This window comes from Anaeromassilibacillus sp. Marseille-P3371, from assembly GCF_900169665.1.
Classification (GTDB): domain Bacteria; phylum Bacillota; class Clostridia; order Oscillospirales; family Acutalibacteraceae; genus Anaeromassilibacillus.
The window spans coordinates 2,699,706-2,713,622 of record NZ_LT835157.1; the positions used below are offsets into that span (position 1 = coordinate 2,699,706).

11 protein-coding genes and 4 pseudogenes are annotated in these 13,917 nt (G+C 53.7%); all 15 read left to right on the forward strand.

What is annotated here, in order from left to right:
• Positions 1-25 precede the first annotated feature (25 nt).
• Positions 26-1,912 (forward strand): DUF4368 domain-containing protein, encoded by a 1,887-nt coding sequence (locus tag B9Y59_RS11145; RefSeq protein WP_442856183.1) that lies wholly within the window; start codon positions 26-28, stop codon positions 1,910-1,912.
• Positions 1,909-2,253 (forward strand): TnpV protein, encoded by a 345-nt coding sequence (locus B9Y59_RS11150; protein WP_085533511.1) that lies wholly within the window; start codon positions 1,909-1,911, stop codon positions 2,251-2,253. Before B9Y59_RS11145 ends, B9Y59_RS11150 begins: the two co-directional genes overlap by 4 nt.
• A gap of 137 nt (positions 2,254-2,390) precedes the next feature.
• Positions 2,391-2,960: a hypothetical protein gene (locus tag B9Y59_RS16255; RefSeq protein ID WP_242967298.1), complete on the forward strand. Its 570-nt coding sequence runs from the start codon at positions 2,391-2,393 to the stop codon at positions 2,958-2,960.
• Between the two features lie 307 nt (positions 2,961-3,267).
• Positions 3,268-3,723, forward strand: a complete 456-nt coding sequence (locus B9Y59_RS11165; RefSeq protein ID WP_085533515.1) for a hypothetical protein — start codon at positions 3,268-3,270, stop codon at positions 3,721-3,723.
• A 139-nt stretch (positions 3,724-3,862) separates the two neighbouring features.
• Complete coding sequence (locus tag B9Y59_RS11170) at positions 3,863-4,222, forward strand: DUF3847 domain-containing protein (protein WP_085533517.1); 360 nt, start codon at positions 3,863-3,865, stop codon at positions 4,220-4,222.
• Positions 4,188-5,684, forward strand: coding sequence for a MobQ family relaxase (gene mobQ, locus B9Y59_RS11175; RefSeq protein WP_085533519.1), 1,497 nt, complete (start codon positions 4,188-4,190; stop codon positions 5,682-5,684). The genes B9Y59_RS11170 and mobQ overlap by 35 nt, the downstream gene beginning before the upstream one ends.
• A complete protein-coding gene (locus tag B9Y59_RS11180; protein WP_085533521.1) occupies positions 5,681-7,552 on the forward strand; it encodes an AAA family ATPase in 1,872 nt (623 codons plus the stop codon). Before mobQ ends, B9Y59_RS11180 begins: the two co-directional genes overlap by 4 nt.
• A gap of 143 nt (positions 7,553-7,695) precedes the next feature.
• A complete protein-coding gene (locus B9Y59_RS11185) occupies positions 7,696-7,854 on the forward strand; it encodes a transposon-encoded TnpW family protein (protein WP_009243220.1) in 159 nt (52 codons plus the stop codon).
• A gap of 41 nt (positions 7,855-7,895) precedes the next feature.
• Positions 7,896-8,480, forward strand: a pseudogene (locus B9Y59_RS16020) (VirD4-like conjugal transfer protein, CD1115 family); the annotation flags it as partial.
• Positions 8,472-9,107 (forward strand): annotated as a pseudogene (locus B9Y59_RS15400) (VirB6/TrbL-like conjugal transfer protein, CD1112 family); the annotation flags it as partial. The pseudogenes B9Y59_RS16020 and B9Y59_RS15400, both read left to right, overlap by 9 nt.
• A gap of 15 nt (positions 9,108-9,122) precedes the next feature.
• Positions 9,123-9,509, forward strand: coding sequence for a PrgI family protein (locus B9Y59_RS11195; RefSeq protein ID WP_059004499.1), 387 nt, complete (start codon positions 9,123-9,125; stop codon positions 9,507-9,509).
• A pseudogene (locus B9Y59_RS11200) lies at positions 9,475-11,895 on the forward strand (VirB4-like conjugal transfer ATPase, CD1110 family). The gene B9Y59_RS11195 and the pseudogene B9Y59_RS11200 overlap by 35 nt, the downstream one beginning before the upstream one ends.
• Before the next feature lie 4 nt (positions 11,896-11,899).
• Positions 11,900-12,223, forward strand: coding sequence for a hypothetical protein (locus B9Y59_RS11205; protein ID WP_085533523.1), 324 nt, complete (start codon positions 11,900-11,902; stop codon positions 12,221-12,223).
• Complete coding sequence (locus B9Y59_RS11210) at positions 12,198-13,241, forward strand: DNA cytosine methyltransferase (RefSeq protein WP_242967299.1); 1,044 nt, start codon at positions 12,198-12,200, stop codon at positions 13,239-13,241. Before B9Y59_RS11205 ends, B9Y59_RS11210 begins: the two co-directional genes overlap by 26 nt.
• A gap of 35 nt (positions 13,242-13,276) precedes the next feature.
• A pseudogene (locus B9Y59_RS15855) lies at positions 13,277-13,917 on the forward strand (peptidase M23); the annotation flags it as partial.

Sequence of the window (13,917 nt, forward strand, 5' to 3'; positions counted from 1 at the left end):
AAAACCGAAGAAAGGAGCGCAAGTTATGAGAAAAAGCGAGAAAATCACAGCTCTGTACGAACGACTGAGCCGTGATGACTTTGGCAAAGATGATGACCAACAGCGTGAGAGCAATTCCATTTCCAATCAAAAGGCTATGTTGGAGGAGTTCGCCGCACGGCAGGGCTTTACGAACATTGTCCATTTCACGGACGATGGCATTAGTGGTACTTGCTTTGACCGTCCCGGATTTTTGGCAATGATGAAAGAGGTGGAAGCCGGGAATGTGGAGTACCTGTGTATCAAGGACATGAGCCGCATGGGTCGTGACTATCTGAAAGTCGGTCAGATTATGGAAATCCTGCGTCAGCGTGGCGTTCGCCTTATCGCCATCAATGACGGCGTGGACAGTGCCAGAGGGGACGATGATTTTACCCCTTTCCGCAACATTATGAACGAGTATTACGCCAGAGACACCAGCCGTAAAATCCGTTCCACTTTCCAGTCAAAAGGCAAGTCCGGCAAGCACCTCACAGGCACGGTCATTTACGGCTATCTCTGGAACGAAGCCAGAGACCAATGGTTGGTTGACCCCGAAGCCGCTGATGTGGTCAAGCGCATCTTTGCCATGACGATTGAGGGCTACGGTCCGTATCAGATCGCCAGCAAGCTGAAAGAAGAAAAAGTCCTCATTCCGTCCGCTTACCTTGCCCAACACGGCGAGGGCGTGAACAAAAACAAGACTTTCAAAGATGTGTACGGCTGGGGTTCTTCCACCATCTGCAACCTTCTTGAAAAGCGTGAGTATCTGGGACACACCATCAATTTCAAGACCCGAAAGCACTTCAAGGACAAAAAAAGCCATTATGTCCCGGAGGACGAATGGACAATTTTCGAGAATACCCATGAGCCTATCATTGACCAGCAGACCTTTGACCTTGTGCAGAAAATCCGTGGGAATGTCAGACGCTACCCGGACGGCTGGGGCGAAGCGGCTCCCCTCACAGGCTTGCTTTATTGTGCCGATTGCGGCGGCAAGATGTATGTCCACCGTACCAACAACGGCAAGCGTATTTCTCAATATACCTGTTCCCAATACAGCAAAGTCCCAGTTGGAAAGCTCTGCACGACACAGCACCGTATCAATGAAGATGTGGTACTGTCCCTTGTCTCTGAAATGCTGAAAGCCATTGCAGAGTATGCCAAGCATGACCGAGCCGAGTTTGTCCGTGTGGTGCAGGAAGCGCAGTCCAGCCAGCAGACGGCAGAGGTCAGGAAACAGCGGACACGCCTTACCACCGCAAAGCAGAGAGTTTCCGAGCTGGAAGTCCTGCTCTGCAAAATCTATGAGGACAACATTTTAGGAAAGCTGTCCGACAGCAGATACGCCACTCTGGACGCTCAATACGAAAAGGAACAGTCCGAGCTTACCGCTGAAGTCTCTGTTCTGGAAAAGGCTGTCAAGAGCTATGAGAAGCACGAAAAGGACGCTGATCGTTTTATCGCTCTGATTGACAAGTACGAGAACTTCGACAAGCTGACCATTGCCATGCTCAACGAGTTTATCGAGAAAATCCTTGTGCATGAGCGTGACCGCAAAGGCAGTATACAGACCACACAGGAGGTCGAGATTTACTTCAATTTTGTCGGTCGATTTGTTCCCCCGGCGTTTGGTGAAGTGGAGCTTACCCCGGAGGAATTAGAGGAAATCCGCAAGCGTGAGGAACGCAAGGACAGGCTTCATCAGAACTACTTGAAGCGGAAAGCCAGCGGAGCGCAGAAGCGATACGAGGACAAAATCAAGGGGAGAAAAAAAGCAGAAATCGAAGCCAAGAAAGCCGCCATTCGTGCGGAGGGCATTGCAAAGGGCGTGTTCGTTCCTGTCAGCAGTTTACCGCAGAGAGAGCCGATGAAAGGAGTACAAACAGCATGAATATCACTTATACACAGAACGGCGATTATCTTATCCCGAACATCGTTATCCGCAAGACCAAACCCCTCGGACACTACGGCAGACTTCGCAAGGCGTATCTGGAAATGCACCGTCCGATACTGTTCAATGAGCTGGTGCTATCCGACAAGCTCTTTGAGCATTGCGCCGAGATTGACGAAGCGGCACGAAATCGCATGGAGCTGATCGTGCCGCAACTGGCAAAGCAGTACGGCGTGACCGAAAGGCTGAAAGCCGAAAACCAAATGGAATGGGTGCGGCAGATGAACGCTTGCAAGGCACAGGCAGAGGAGATTGTGAAAGCGGAATTGATTTACGATTGATCGAGGAAGTCCGGGCAGAAAACTGTTCGGACTTTTCTCATATAGTCCAAAGTTGCGGTAGAAATGTTCACAAGTTTTATGGTATAATTTGAATACGAAAAGTGAGCAACAAATCGGAATTTTGTGGAGGCACATCAATGGAAACAATTTACGAAAAGTATATGGCACTTCCCATCGATAAGGGATCTTTATGTTTAGAATATGGAGATATTGCAGACCCGTATTTTTGCTATCCCGTCAACGCAAATCCAATCGGATTTGAAGGATGTATTCTGTATTGCTTTTTGCCGGAATATGGAGAAATGGTATTTGCCTGCAATCCAGAAAGTTGTGTAGACCAAAATGTATATCCATTAGCGGCAAATTTTGAAGATTTTATCCGTTTAATCTTGGCTTGTGGTACTGCTAACCCATTGGAGCAAATCGTTTGGATGGATAAAAATAAATTTGAAGAACACATGGCAAACGAAGAAAAAATACTGACCGATGAGCAGAGGACAGCGGTACAACAGCTACAGCGGGCATTAAGTTTGTTACCAATAGAAAATCCGTTTGAATATGTCAAATCCATTCAAAAAGATTTTGATGGTAGTAAAATACAATACAGTGATGAATACTATGAAGTTACCGGCATAGAGAACCCTAAAGGAACTAACACCCAAGATAAGCATTTAGTTGAATTTAACCGCAAACAAGATAGCGACTAACAACTTCCAATTTGTCGAACTGATAAAATCCCTTTAGGAACTAAAGGGCGCACTTCTATACTCTCCTATCGGGAGTATGTGCGTCCTGCGGAGCTTCATTCCCAGTCAGCAGAAGAAAACTGCCCGACCGAGAATGTTTCGTCACTTCGTTCCGTCAAGGGAGCTACACTCCCTTGCGCCGCTTATGCGGCTATCCCTTGTGGACTTGCCGTCTGCAAACAGCATAAAATGCTGTTCGCCGCCAGCAAGGTTTATAAATTGCATCAATATCTATCAGTCAAATGGTGAGCAAGAAAGGGTGATTTACATGAAAAAAATGTTTATAATGGTTATGGCAGTTATGCTCTGTTTCACACTAACTGCTTGCAATGAAGAAGAAAATATTGACTTTCCTTTTGAATTGTCCAGTATCGAAAATGTGGAAATGTTCCGCTTCACTAATCCTGCGGATGCGGAGAAAAAAGTGATTACCAAATCAGAAGATATTGAAGAAATTTATCAGACTTTTGAAAGTGTTTCTCTGAAAGATAAAACAACTGAACCTACTGCTGGTGGCTCAGTGACCAGTTTCCGATTTAATCTTTCTGATGGTACATCTTATGAGGTTATCTATTCGGAGGTCGCTGTAAAATCTGGAAGAGTCATCACAACAGGCATGAAACAAGATTTCTTCACTTCAGCCGATATAGGAGCATTCTGGGGGAGTTACGACTACGAAGTAACAACTGCATCGGAAGATGAATTGCCAGCATTATATGAGTAAAAAATGAACAGGTATTAACTAAATTTCTATCATAAGTGATACAATTTAATACTGAAAATTAGACCGTTGACTGGTCGCAATGTGCGAAAAGTTGACGGTCTTTTTTTATCCCAAAAATCAAAAAAGGAGGTCAATCACAATGACAAAACCGAAAACTCTTGAACAGCTCCGAACCGAAAAGGAACGAGCCGAGACGCAGCTTGCACAGGAACAGCACAAGCTGGAGCGTCTGGAGAACAGAAAGAAGTATCTGGAGAAAGGCGAACGCACCAAGCGCACCCACCGCCTTTGCAATCTGGGCGGCACGGTTGAGAGCCTTGCCCCGGAGATCAAAGATCTCACACGCACCGAAATGACAGAGCTGATGGAGTACATCTTTTCTCTGGCAGAAGTCCAACGAGCCGTCCGTCACATGGCGATTACCCACATCAGCCAAGCAAACAGAGAAAAGGAGTTGAAAGCCGATGGCACTATTTCATCTGAGCGTCACGCAGACTAAGCGAAGCGCAGGACAGTCCGCTATTGCTTCTGCCGCCTACCGTTCCGGGGAGCGATTGTATAGCGAGTATTATGGCGAGTACAGCGACTACACCCGAAAGGGCGGCGTGATCTGCTCCGACATTCTCCTGCCGTCCCATGCACCGCCCGAATACGCAGACCGCCAGACCCTATGGAACGCCGTGGAAAAAGCCGAGCGTGGAAAGAACGCCCAGCTTGCATACAGCTTTGACATTGCCTTGCAGAATGAATTTTCCCTTGAGGAAAACATCGCTCTTGCAAGGCAATTTTTGTTGGAGAACTTTGTGAGCCGGGGCATGGTGGTTGACTTCGCCGTACACCAGCCAGACCGGGAGGACGGCGGCATACCAAACCCGCATTTTCATGTGCTTTGCCCCATCCGCCCCATCGAGCAGAACGGCAAATGGGGGCTAAAGCAACGCCGGGTGTACGAGCTGGACGAGGACGGCAACCGTATCCGAGACCAGAACGGCGAGTTTATTTTCAACGCCGTTCCCACTACCGACTGGGGCAGTCCCGAAACGCTGGAATACTGGCGGCAGACATGGGCGGAGCTATGCAACGCCAAGTTTGCGGAAAAGGGGCTTGACGTTCGTATCGACCACCGAAGCTATGAGCGTCAGGGCGTGGAGCTTCTTCCCACCGTTCATGAGGGCGCAACCGTCCGGGCAATGGAGAAGAAAGGCATACGCACCGAAAAGGGCGAGTTCAACCGCTGGATCAAGGCAACCAATGCCGTTATCCGGGACATCAAGAAGAAAATCGCTCTCCTGTTCGATTGGATTGCCGAAGCAAAAGCAGAGCTTGCCAAGCCGCAGGCACCCAACCTTGTTTCTCTGCTGAACGCCTACTACACCCAGCGCAAAGCCGGGGCTTATTCCCAGAAAGGCAAAATCAGCAACCTAAAGGAGATGAACGAGACTTTCAATTATCTCCGGGCAAACGGCATTTACAACCTTGAAGATTTGGAAAGCCGTGTCAATGAACACAGCTCCACCACAGAGAGCTTGAAGAAAACGCTGGACGGGCAGACCGCACGAATGAAAGAAATCAAGCAGCTCTATGACAGCTCCGCTGCTTTCCAGAACTTGAAGCCTGTCTATGACGGCTTGCAGAAAATCAAGTTTGAGAAGCCCAGAGCCAAGTACAAGGCAGAGCATGAAGCGGAACTGATACAGTTCTACGCCGCCAGACGAAAGCTGACCGGGGAGTTCCCGGACGGCAAGGTGGATATGAAAAAGCTGTCCGACGAGTATGACGAGCTGGAACAGGCGCACGAAACCACCTATGGCGAGTTTAAGGCTGTCAGAGACGATTTACACCGCCTTTGGAAGGTCAAGTCATGCGTAGATACTGCCGCCCGATTTAACGAGCGTACAGAGGAACAAAAGCTCCAAAATCGACCCCAAACACGACAGAAAAAGGAGGAACTATCCCGATGAATTACACCCAAGCACAGATTGACCGGGCAAACGCCGTCAGTCTGGAAGATTTTCTCCGCACACAGGGAGAGACACTTATCAAAAGCGGACGGGAATACCGTTGGAAAGAACATGACAGCCTGACCGTCCGGGGAAACAAGTGGTTTCGCCACAGCCAGAGCAAGGGCGGCTATCCCATTGATTTCGTCATGGAGTTTTACGGCAAGTCCTTTCCCGAAGCTGTTCAGATGTTGACAGGCGAAAACGGCGAGGGACAGACCGAAGCCACCACAGCACCGCCCACAGCGTTCCACTTGCCCTTGCACAACAGAACAGCCGACAGAGCAATTCAATATCTTTGCGAAAGCCGAGGTCTCAACAAAACGCTTGTTGAGACTTTTCTTCTTTCCGGGGATATTTACGAGGACGCAAAGCGGCACAATGTTGTGTTTGTCGGCAGAGACCGAAGCGGTACGCCGAGATACGCCCATGTGCGAGGAACGGCAGACCCATTCAGACAGGACATTGCCGGGTCTGACAAGTCCTATCCGTTCCGCTATGAGGGAAACGGCAATCAGCTCTTTGTCTTTGAAGCACCGATAGACCTTTTGTCCTTTATCTGCCTTTACCCGCAGGACTGGCAGACAAGGAGCTATCTTGCCCTGGGCGGCGTTTCTGGCAAAGCCCTTGACCGTTTTCTTTCTGAACGCAAGGACACCCGAAAAGTGTTCCTCTGCCTTGACAGCGACGCCGCTGGAAATGAAGCCTGCACACGACTGGCACAGTCCATTCCCGGTGAGATTGCCGTCATTCGCCTTGTCCCGGCAAGGAAAGATTGGAACGATGTTCTCCGCCAGCAAGGGGACATTCCCAGCCGCAAATTCATAGCCGAGACAATCACGCTGCGAGAGCTGCCCACCGCCCAGCCTGTCCCCATGCTCCGCATGGCAGATGTGGAGCTGACGAGCGTGGATTGGCTATGGTTTCCCTATATCCCCTTTGGAAAGCTGACCATCATACAGGGCAACCCCGGCGAGGGCAAGACCTACTTTGCCATGCGTCTTGCGGCGGCTTGCACCAACCGAAAGCCCTTGCCCGGTATGGAAACCCTTGAACCGTTCAATATCATTTACCAGACTGCCGAGGACGGTCTGGGTGATACGGTCAAGCCCCGACTGATGGAAGCAGACGCAGACCTTGAAAAAGTGCTTGTCATTGACGATAGAGGCACACCACTGACCCTTGCCGATGAACGCATCGCAAGGGCAATCCGGGAAAACAATGCAAGGCTGGTTATCATTGACCCGGTGCAGGCGTTTATGGGCGCAGATGTGGATATGAACCGGGCAAATGAAGTCCGTCCCATCTTCCGCAGTCTGGGAGACATTGCACAGGCTACAGGGTGCGCTATCGTGCTGATTGGACACCTCAACAAAGCCGCAGGAACGCAAAGCACCTACCGTGGATTGGGGTCTATCGACATTACGGCGGCAGTCCGCAGTCTGCTTTTTATCGGCAAGCTGAAGGACAGCCCCACAACGAGGGTGCTGATCCATGAGAAAAGCTCCCTTGCGCCGCCCGGACAGTCCCTTGCCTTTTCTCTGGGAGACGAGAAAGGCTTTGAATGGATAGGAGCTTATGACATTACCGCTGACGAGCTTCTTGCCGGAACAGACACCGCCAAGACCGAGAGCAAGACCGCACAGGCGCAAATGCTTATTCTGGAACTGCTTGCGGACGGAAAGCGTATGCCGAGTGCAGAGTTGGAAAAGGCAGTCAATGAGCGTGGGATTTCCTCACGCACCATGAGAACGGCAAAGAGCCGTATCGGGGACAGACTTGTGACCGAGAAAGACGGCACAGCATGGGTCTGCTATCTCCGAGACTGACAGCAGGAACACGGCAAGCGTGGCAAAGACGGCAAGGTTTTTATAGATACCTTAATGTTGCCGCCTTGCCTTCTTCCCTCATACCGATCACCGCCCGATGATGAAAAGTCACCGGGCATTTTTTATTTACAGGAGGATTTTGAATGAACAATACCGCAACCAACACCGCCCCTTGCCCGACTGTCAGAAAGCAGATCGGCAAGACCACCTATATCGTCCGTGTGCATTTCAGCCAGACCGCAAAAGAAACGATGGAGGACAAAATCAAGCGTCTGCTCCGTGAGGAAGTCCGCAAAATGTGATTTCTTTTTGAATTTGATGAAAAAGTCCTTGACTTTTCGTCTCTGGCAAGACCCTGAAATCCATCCTGATTAGCTGCGGCGCCCGCCTTGCCCCCTTCGATATTGCGGAGCTACGGGAGATCATGTCCGACGACGAACTGGAGCTGGACACCCTGGGCGACCGAAAAACGGCGCTATTCCTCATTATGAGCGATACGGACACCACCTTCAACTTCGTCATCGCCATGCTGCAAAGCCAGCTATTCAACCTCCTTTGCGATAAGGCGGACGATATGTACGGCGGGCGGCTGCCCGTCCATGTGCGGTGCCTCCTGGACGAGTTCGCCAACATCGGGCAGATACCCAACTTCGACAAGCTGATCGCCACCATCCGGAGCCGGGAAATCTCGGCTTCTATTATTTTGCAGTCCCAAAGTCAGTTAAAGACCATCTACAAGGACGCCGCAGACACCATTGTGGGCAACTGCGACACCACCTTGTTTTTGGGAGGCAAGGAGAAATCCACCCTGAAAGAAATCTCGGAGCTGCTGGGCAAGGAGACCATCGACAGCTTCAATCAATCCGAGAACCGGGGCAGCCAGGTTTCCCACGGCCTCAATTATCAGAAATTAGGAAAGGAGCTGATCCAGCTCATCATTGAGAAAAACAACCTCCACGACTTTGACACATGGATTTTCTTCAAGTGGATTTTCAAGACCTTCTGCGCCGTGCTGATCGTCACCAACACCTGGAACATCGTCATGGCGGTGTTCGATGTGGCGCAGAATGTGGTCAGCCAGTAGGCGGGGGTCATCATCTCGGACGCAGGCATCGACATCTCCGGCGTGGTAGGCGATCTGGAGACCCAGCTTGCCGACTGGAGCGTGGGCGCCCTGCTGGGGCTGTGGTTCCAGAGCGTGTTCGTGGGGCTGTGTACGCAGATACTTTCTATCTGCATCTTCCTGGTGATCTACGGCAGAATGATAGAGGTGTATCTGGTGACCTCCATAGGGCCGATTCCCTTTGCCACGATGGTCAACCGGGAGTGGGGCTCCACGGGGCAGAACTACCTTCGCTCTCTGCTGGCCCTGGGCTTCCAGGCCTTCCTCATTATGATTTGCGTGGGCATCTACGCGGTGCTGGTGGAGGGCATCTCCACATCCGGCGACAACATATCCGCGGCCATCTGGGGGTGCATGGGCTATACGGCCCTGCTGTGCTACACCCTGTTCAAGACCGGCAGCCTTGCAAAATCCCTGTTCGGCGCCCACTAAAGGAGGTGTGAAACATTGGCTTATGTAACGATCCCGAAGGACCTGAGCCGGATACAGAGCAAGGTTCTGTTCGGGCTGACCAAACGACAAGTGATCTGTTTCGGAGCGGCGGCGCTGGTAGGCGTGCCGCTTTTCTTTTTGGCAAAAGCGAGCCTGGGGACCACCACGGCGGCGCTGTGTATGATTCTGGTGATGCTGCCCTTTTTCCTGTTCGCCATGTACGAGAAGAACGGGCAGCCGCTGGAGGTGTTCCTGGGCCATCTGATCCAGAACAAATTCATCCGGCCGAAGGTGCGCATCTACCAAACCAACAATCTCTATTCCGCCCTGGTGCGGCAATCCCAACTGGAACAGGAGGTGAAGCGGATTGCGAGAAAAGGCAGAAAAACCGGCAAAGCGTAAGCTCACCCGTGCCGAGCGCAAGCAGATCGAGGCGGTGATCCGGCAGGCCAAGGGCGACGGAAAAACCCATACGGTGCAGGACAGCATCCCGTTTCAGAATATATTTCCCGACGGCCTGTGCAGGCTGGAGGGTGGGACCTTCTCCAAGACCATCGCCTTTGAGGATGTGAATTACCGTCTGGCGGGGCCGGAGGACCAGCGGAGCATCTTTGAAAGCCTCTGCGACTTCTATAACGGCTACGATCCCTCCATCGGTGTCCAGGTCACTTTGGACAGCCGCAGCGGAGGCAGCGTCGCCGATGAAATGTTCGGCATCACCCGGCAGGGCAATGACCTGGACCCCATCCGGGACGAAGCGGTGGACATCCTGCGGATGCAGTATAAGCGGGGCAACAATGGCTATGTAAAAACCAAGTATGTGACCCTGACCATCGAGGCGGAGAACCTTCCCGTAGCGAGGGCCCGGTTTGCCCGCATTGAGACCGACACTCTCAACCGTTTCAAGGTCATGGGAGCGGCGGCTCATGTGCTGGACGGAAAGGAACGGCTGGAGCTGCTTTACAACATCCTCCACCCGGCAGACGGCCTCCGTCCGGAGGGCGGGCAGTTCGCCTTTGAATAGGACTGGCTCCCGGCCAGCGGCCTTTCGGTGAAGGACTTCATCTCTCCGCCCTCCTTCCACTTCGGGGAGACCCGCACCTTCCGCATCGGCAGGCGGTACGGGGCGGTGTCCTTCCTGCAAATCCTGGCGCCGGAGATGCACGACCGCATCCTCACCGACTTTATGGAGGCGGACGGAAATATCATGGTCACCATGCACATCCGGGGCATCAACCAGAACGAGGCCATCAAAATGGTCAAGCGGAAGATCACCGACCTGGACACCATGAAGATACAGGAGCAGAAGCGGGCGGTGCGCAGCGGCTATGATATGGACATACTCCCCAGCGACTTGGCTACTTATGGCGGTGCGGCGAAGGACCTGCTCACCGACCTGCAATCCCGCAACGAGAGAATGTTCAACATGACCTTTTTGGTACTGCACACAGCGGAGACCCGGCAAAAGCTGGAGATCGCCGTATCCCAGGCGGCCAGCGTCGCCCAGACCTATAACTGCCTTCTGACCCGGCTGGACTTTCAGCAAGAGGACGGGCTGATGTCCTCTTTACCCCTGGGCCTCAACCGCATCAAGATCGAACGGAGCCTGACCACTTCGGCCCTGGCGGTGTTCGTTCCTTTTGTCACCCAGGAGGTGTTCATGGGCGGCGACGCCATGTACTACGGGCTCAACGCCCTCTCCAACAACATGATTCTGCTGGACCGCAAGCAATCCCGTTGTCCCAACGGCCTTGTGTTCGGCACCCCCGGCAGCGGCAAATCCATGAGCTGCAAGCGGGAGATCACCTTTATCATGTTGATGACCCAGGATAATGTTATCATCTGTGACCCGGAGGACGAGTATTCGCCCCTGGTGAAGCGGCTGGGCGGTCAGGTGATTCGGCTGTCCCCATCCAGCACCGACTATGTGAACCCCCTGGACATCAACCTCAACTACTCCGAAGAAGAAAACCCGCTGGCGCTGAAATCCGACTTTGTTCTGTCCTTCTGCGAGCTCATCATGGGTAGCAAGACGGGACTGGAGGCCATCGAGAAAACGGTCATTGACCGGGCGATGCAGATGATCTACCAGCCCTACTTTGCCGACCCCCGGCCGGGGAATATGCCGATTCTGGGCGACCTGATGAACGCCCTGCTGTCCCAGCACATCCCGGAGGCTGACCGGGTGGCTCAGGCGTTGGACCTCTATGTGAATGGTTCGCTGAACTTCTTCAACCACCGTACCACCGTGGACATCTCCAATCGCCTTGTCTGCTTTGACATCAAGGGCCTGGGCAAGAACCTGAAAAAGCCGGGGATGCTCATTGTCCAGGACGCGGTGTGGAATACCGTCACCATCAACCGTGCCATTGGCCGGTCTACCTGGTACTTCGTGGACGAGTTCCACCTTCTGCTGAAGGAGGAACAGACTGCGGCATACAGCGCCGAGATTTGGAAGCGGTTCAGAAAATGGGGCGGCATCCCCACCGGGGCGACCCAGAACCCCAAAGACCTGCTATCCTCTCCGGAGATTGAAAACATCCTGGAGAACAGCGACTTCATCTATATGCTCAACCAGGCGGCGGGCGACCGGAAGATACTGGCGGAGCGGCTAAACATTTCGTCGGAGCAGCTTGCCTATGTGACCAATTCCGAGCCGGGTCACGGGCTGCTGTTCTTCAACAATGTCATCCTGCCCTTTGCGGATGACTTCCCCAAGGATACCGAGCTCTATAAACTGCTCACCACCAAGCCCAGCGAGGTGGAACATGAGGAAAGGATGGGATAAGAATATGGAACAGGAAAAGCTGTATGTCATCGAGGAAAAGACCTACGAGGCGCACATCGACGAGGAAGTGCATCTCTACGGGCTGCTCCACCAGTTGGCCTTCCTGGCCGGGAAGATCAAGGATCGCCGGGACATGAAGAACCTGATCGACACCGCCCGGCGGTATGGCGAGATCGCAGACCAGATGTTTGACCGCTGGAGTATCCCCGGCCGCTACCTGGTGTTCGGCGACAAGACCGACCTTGCCCGGCTGAAGGCCCTGGAGCTGTGCGAGCTGGACGCCTTCTATGTGGACTGCGGGAATGACGAGGATCAGCCCCATGCCTGACCGCCTCACCCATGTCAGCCTCTTTTCCGGCATCGGCGGGCTGGACCTGGCGGCAGAGGCGGCGGGCTTTGAAACGGTCTGTCAATGCGAGTGGGCGGACTATCCCTACGCCATCCTGGAAAAGCACTGGCCGGATGTGCCGAAGTTTCGGGACATCACCACATTCACGAAGGAGGCGTTTTTTGAGAAATCAGGATTTGAAACCGTCACCATCCTCTCCGGCGGATTCCCGTGCCAGCCCTTCTCCACCGCAGGAAAGCGGCGGGGCTTTGCGGATGAACGCTACCTGTGGCCGGAGATGTGCCGCATTATTGCCGAACTGCGGCCCCGTTGGGTGCTTGGGGAAAATGTTGCTGGCTTCATCAATATGGGGCTCGACAAAACGATTTTTGACCTGGCAAAAGCGGGATACGCTGTTCTCCCATTCGTATTTCCGGCTTGCGGCGTCGGCGCATGGCATGAGCGCCAGCGAACTTTTATCGTCGCGGCTGATGTTTCCCACACCCCTTGCCTCCGACAAATCCACGGGGCGGGATGCTGCCAACCTGGATGTGTTCCTGTCGGACAATGGGATATTCCGCAAGAGGAACAAGGACGGATCGATCTGGAGCCTGTCCCTGTCGGCGTCGGTGTTCTATCTGACCCCGGCGGCGTCGGAAGGCTACCGTTCCACCCTGAAACCGGCGGCCTTCCGGGACAAATCCCCGTCCTTCAACCTGTCGGCTCAGGTGATCCGGCAGGAGCAGCCCCTTTCCGAGATAGCGGCGCTGAACCCGGACTGGGTGGAATGGCTTATGGGATTCCCCCCGAAATGGACGGACGCATCCTATGGCGTGCCGAGCCCGAAGGAGTCCCCCGCATGACCGAGGACACCGACAACCGGGCGCTGCGGCTGAAAACTCTGGGGAATGCGGTCTGTCCGCCCCAGGCCTATCCCATTTTCCGGTACATCGCTATGATCGAAACCGGGGCGTGTGTCAATATCTGCCCCTATGGACCAGGAGGTGACGCACCCTGAAAGAATGGAAAGCCCCCGAAAAGGAGGCGCAGAAGATGACCCGTGACGGGGCGGTATCCGTCAATCTGGTCACGGGCGAGACCACCTATCCCTCTGACCGGACGCCGGAGCAGGACCATTCTGTATCCGGTGACACGGCGGGTGCCGCTGGGAAAGCGGTTGATCGTGCGGAACTGCGCCGGGAACAGGCAGCAGCCAAAAAGAAGCGCCGCAAACAGCGCAGGGCCTATCGGGAGGGCGAGGCGGCGGCGAGCCGCCCATCCTCCCGATTGCAGTTTTCCGAAGCCGACCGGGCGACGCCGGAGCTGCAAGGGGCCATCCGCAAGTCGGACAAGGCGGCGGACCGTCTGGATACCGCCAGGGACGCGATCCCCAATAAGAGTCCGGGAAAGCCTCACGCTAATCCGCTGTCCCGCCCCATCCAGGAGGCAGGCGCAGCCATCCACGGCAAGGTCCGGGAGGTAGAGCAGGAAAATTCCGGCGTCCAGTCGGGCCACCTGGGAGAACGCGGCATTGATAAGGCTGTGGGCTACGGAAACCGCCGTGTCCAGAACTGGCGGGCGGAACGCAAGCTGAAACCCTGGCGGGACGCGGCAAAGGCGGAACAGGCGGCGGTCAAGGCCAATGCGGATTTCTACTATCGGAAAGCCGTGGCGGAGAACCCCCAGCTTGCATC

Coding starts and splice junctions, on each gene's coding strand:
- B9Y59_RS11145 (WP_442856183.1), top strand. CDS start 26: ATGAGAAAAAGCGAGAAAATCACAGCTCTGTACGAACGACTGAGCCGT.
- B9Y59_RS11150 (WP_085533511.1), top strand. CDS start 1,909: ATGAATATCACTTATACACAGAACGGCGATTATCTTATCCCGAACATC.
- B9Y59_RS16255 (WP_242967298.1), top strand. CDS start 2,391: ATGGAAACAATTTACGAAAAGTATATGGCACTTCCCATCGATAAGGGA.
- B9Y59_RS11165 (WP_085533515.1), top strand. CDS start 3,268: ATGAAAAAAATGTTTATAATGGTTATGGCAGTTATGCTCTGTTTCACA.
- B9Y59_RS11170 (WP_085533517.1), top strand. CDS start 3,863: ATGACAAAACCGAAAACTCTTGAACAGCTCCGAACCGAAAAGGAACGA.
- mobQ (WP_085533519.1), top strand. CDS start 4,188: ATGGCACTATTTCATCTGAGCGTCACGCAGACTAAGCGAAGCGCAGGA.
- B9Y59_RS11180 (WP_085533521.1), top strand. CDS start 5,681: ATGAATTACACCCAAGCACAGATTGACCGGGCAAACGCCGTCAGTCTG.
- B9Y59_RS11185 (WP_009243220.1), top strand. CDS start 7,696: ATGAACAATACCGCAACCAACACCGCCCCTTGCCCGACTGTCAGAAAG.
- B9Y59_RS11205 (WP_085533523.1), top strand. CDS start 11,900: ATGGAACAGGAAAAGCTGTATGTCATCGAGGAAAAGACCTACGAGGCG.
- B9Y59_RS11210 (WP_242967299.1), top strand. CDS start 12,198: ATGACGAGGATCAGCCCCATGCCTGACCGCCTCACCCATGTCAGCCTC.